The following is a 2,880-nucleotide window of genomic DNA, read 5'->3' as shown; positions in this document are numbered from 1 at the left end:
TTTAAGTTTGCCCACCGCGACCTCACCGCCCCACCCTGCGCCAGCCTCAGGCGTCAACGGCCAGCGCCACCGCCCCACAGCAACCCCACAAAAACATCCAACCCCGCACAAAAAGCACGCTCGGACTGACATTTGAATTTAGCGGACGGGGGGGTGCGGACAGGAAGCCACCATGCGACCGGACACGATCGCCATAACGATGCGCCTGTGTTGCGCCGATATCAAGGTGAAGGTGCGGCGAGTCTGCAGAATCGGCGGCTAGGTGCTCCAGCCCATCGCCTGTTGCCGCCCGGCCTGGAATCCCGTGTCCGCGGCCTCATCCGCGACCGCTACGCCGACTTCGGTGCTCGTACTTGGCATGGTCAACCACTCGCAGCGCTCACGAATCGAACTGATGAAGACCCACGTCCGTCACCGTCGATCACAACCCTGCTTGCGGCACCTCGCGCAACGCGCTCGCCGATTGAAAGTGGCGCTCTTGCCTTGTCGAAGCGCCCTGGCCGCCCGAAACCTTGCGGTCCCCCTCAGACTTGTATAGGCTTACAACTACGATATCAATAGTCTGAGTTAAACATGTCACACATCAGCACCGGAGTTGAGTACGGGCTGCATTGTCTGCTGTACCTGACGCGTTCACAGGCCGCAGTGGAAGAAGCCAGTGTTCGTGACCTTGCTGAACTGCAGGGTATTCCCACCGATTTCCTGGCCAAGCTGTTCACCAAATTAGCCAAGGCAGAACTCGTGGTGGCGACGGAAGGCATCAAGGGCGGGTTCAAGCTGGCTCGCCCTGCCGACCGCATCACTGTGCACGACGTGGTCGTCGCCATCGACGGTGACAAGCCCCTGTTCGACTGCCGCGAGATCCGCGGCCGCTGCGCAGTGTTCGATCACGGTACGCCGACGTGGGCGACGCGCGGTGTGTGCTCGATCCACTCTGTGATGCAGATCGCGGAAAAGGCCATGCGTGCAGAACTCAAGCAGCACACGCTGGCTGACCTGGCCCAGCGCACCATCGACAAGGCACCTGCCAGCTACGGTCCGCATGTGATTCAGTGGTTGACCGATCGCGCAGCCAACCGACGCGGCGACAAGACCGAATCCGCGCCGGCAAAAACCCGCAAGCGTGCCTGAACTCCATTCGTTCCATCGACGCGAATTCTTCGCGTAGGCAACCCAAAGCAAGAGGGCGATCCACCAGGATCGCCCTCTTTCACTATGGCTTGCGCGGTCAGGCTACGACGATGCGTCGGGGATCGGCAGACGCCAGCACTTCAGCACGATCTGCGCTTGGCGGATAGATCCACTCGGTATTGATCTGGGTCTTCAGCGCCTTGGCTTCTGCACCCGCGAGTTTCACCTGGCGATCCCAACCTTCCGTGTAGACGGCGCCCCACGGGCCCAGATCCAGGCAGGTCACATATTTCGGCTGACTGTAGGGAATCAGCACCTCCCCCAGAAGGTCCGCTGCGACATTGTGCCCGGCTGACCGCCCCAGGTTCATGGCGTGCTGGCAGGACATCGCGGCGTAATTCCCTTCGTCGTCGGTGGCCGCATAGGCAACGTCGCCGGTCGCGTAGATCGTATCGATGCCCTCGACCTTCAGGTGGCGATCGACATGAAGTCGCCCGAAGTTATCGCGCTTCGCCGGAATCTGCGAAGTCAGGGCGCTGGCGCGAGCGCCCGCGGTCCAAATGACGGTGTCTGCCTCAATCCGCTCCCCGTTCTCGAGCGTAACGCCCTTCGCATCGACAGCGGCGACGCCGGAGCCAACCTTCCATGTCACACCGAGTTCCGTCAGCGCCTGCGTGATCACCGGTCGCGGGCCGGCACCCAGATCGGGACCAATGTCGGCGTTGCGCTCGACCATGATCACGTTCACGGCTGCGTCCTTGCCGAATACCTCGCGCAGACGTGCAGGCATTTCCGCGGCGGTCTCGATACCAGTGAAGCCGGCACCGGCGACCACCACCGTGTTGCGCGCCGTGCTTTCGGGACGGCTGGCCAGGCTGAAGATATGGGCTTCCAGCCGCGCGGCATCTGCCACCTGGTCCACATTGAATGCGTGTTGCTCGAGGCCCGGAATTTGCGGCCGGAACAGGCGGCTGCCGCTGGCAAGGACCAGGCGGTCATAGCCGAGCTTGCGGCGTGACGTATCGGCACCCACGCCCACAAGTTCCACCTCGTGGCGTTCCACATCGATGCGCTCCACGACGCCCTGGATGAACTTGACACCCACTGCCTCAAAAATATCTTGCAACGGCGCCCTCATCCCGCCGGGGTTCTTTTCGTACAGGCGGGGACGGATGTGGAGCTCTGGCGCTGGCGCGACGAGCGCGATCTCCACATCCGTGCGCCCTACTTCGTCCAGCAAGCGGGCCGAAGCCAGCGCGCTCCACATGCCGGCAAAGCCGGCGCCAATAACAAGAATGCGTTTCGACATGTTTCGTGCTCCTGAATCTATTCTCGGTCTCATATGGCAGGCCGAACTCCATCGTTGCGTCGCGACCTGATCAGCTCGACGGCAGCCTGTGGTCGCACGTCTTAACTACGATTGTATGAGTCGTAGTTAAGGTGCGCAAGTTTTTTTGTCGAGACGGCTTCTTGCCGGTTCTCTCATGCGCTCCATCGGTCGCTCCGTCATGCGGATTGCGCTTCGATCCCGGATCGATTATCTTTACTGCGACTTCTATAATCGTAGTTATGCGCCCTATCCATCATTTCGAGTGACTGACATGCTCTACCCCGAACTGTTCAAATCGTTGGAATCGGTCCGCTGGCACATGGACAAGGACATCCCATGGGATTCCTTCGACGCCAGCCTGCTGACCGATGACCAGGCGAAAACCATCCGCATGAATGCCATCACCGAATGGTCCGCCC

2 protein-coding genes and 1 pseudogene are annotated in these 2,880 nt (G+C 61.0%); 2 read left to right on the top strand and 1 reads right to left on the bottom strand.

Annotated elements, in window-relative coordinates:
* Positions 1-573: 573 nt before the first annotated feature.
* Entirely contained in the window at positions 574-1,131 is a 558-nt protein-coding gene (locus AC1DOX_RS30840; protein WP_092133572.1) for an RrF2 family transcriptional regulator, read from the top strand.
* A gap of 97 nt (positions 1,132-1,228) precedes the next feature.
* On the opposite strand, the gene AC1DOX_RS30835 is transcribed toward AC1DOX_RS30840, so the two are convergent.
* On the bottom strand, positions 1,229-2,440 hold the full coding sequence (locus AC1DOX_RS30835; RefSeq protein WP_441624637.1) for an NAD(P)/FAD-dependent oxidoreductase: 1,212 nt from the start codon (positions 2,438-2,440) through the stop codon (positions 1,229-1,231).
* A 292-nt stretch (positions 2,441-2,732) separates the two neighbouring features.
* Between AC1DOX_RS30835 and AC1DOX_RS30830 the strand changes: the two are divergent.
* Positions 2,733-2,880: pseudogene (locus AC1DOX_RS30830) on the top strand (ferritin-like domain-containing protein); the annotation flags it as partial.

It is taken from the genome of Cupriavidus sp. 01L415, assembly GCF_056400065.1.
Note: the sequence above shows the minus strand (reverse complement) of the source record. Positions and strands in the feature narration are given on the sequence as shown.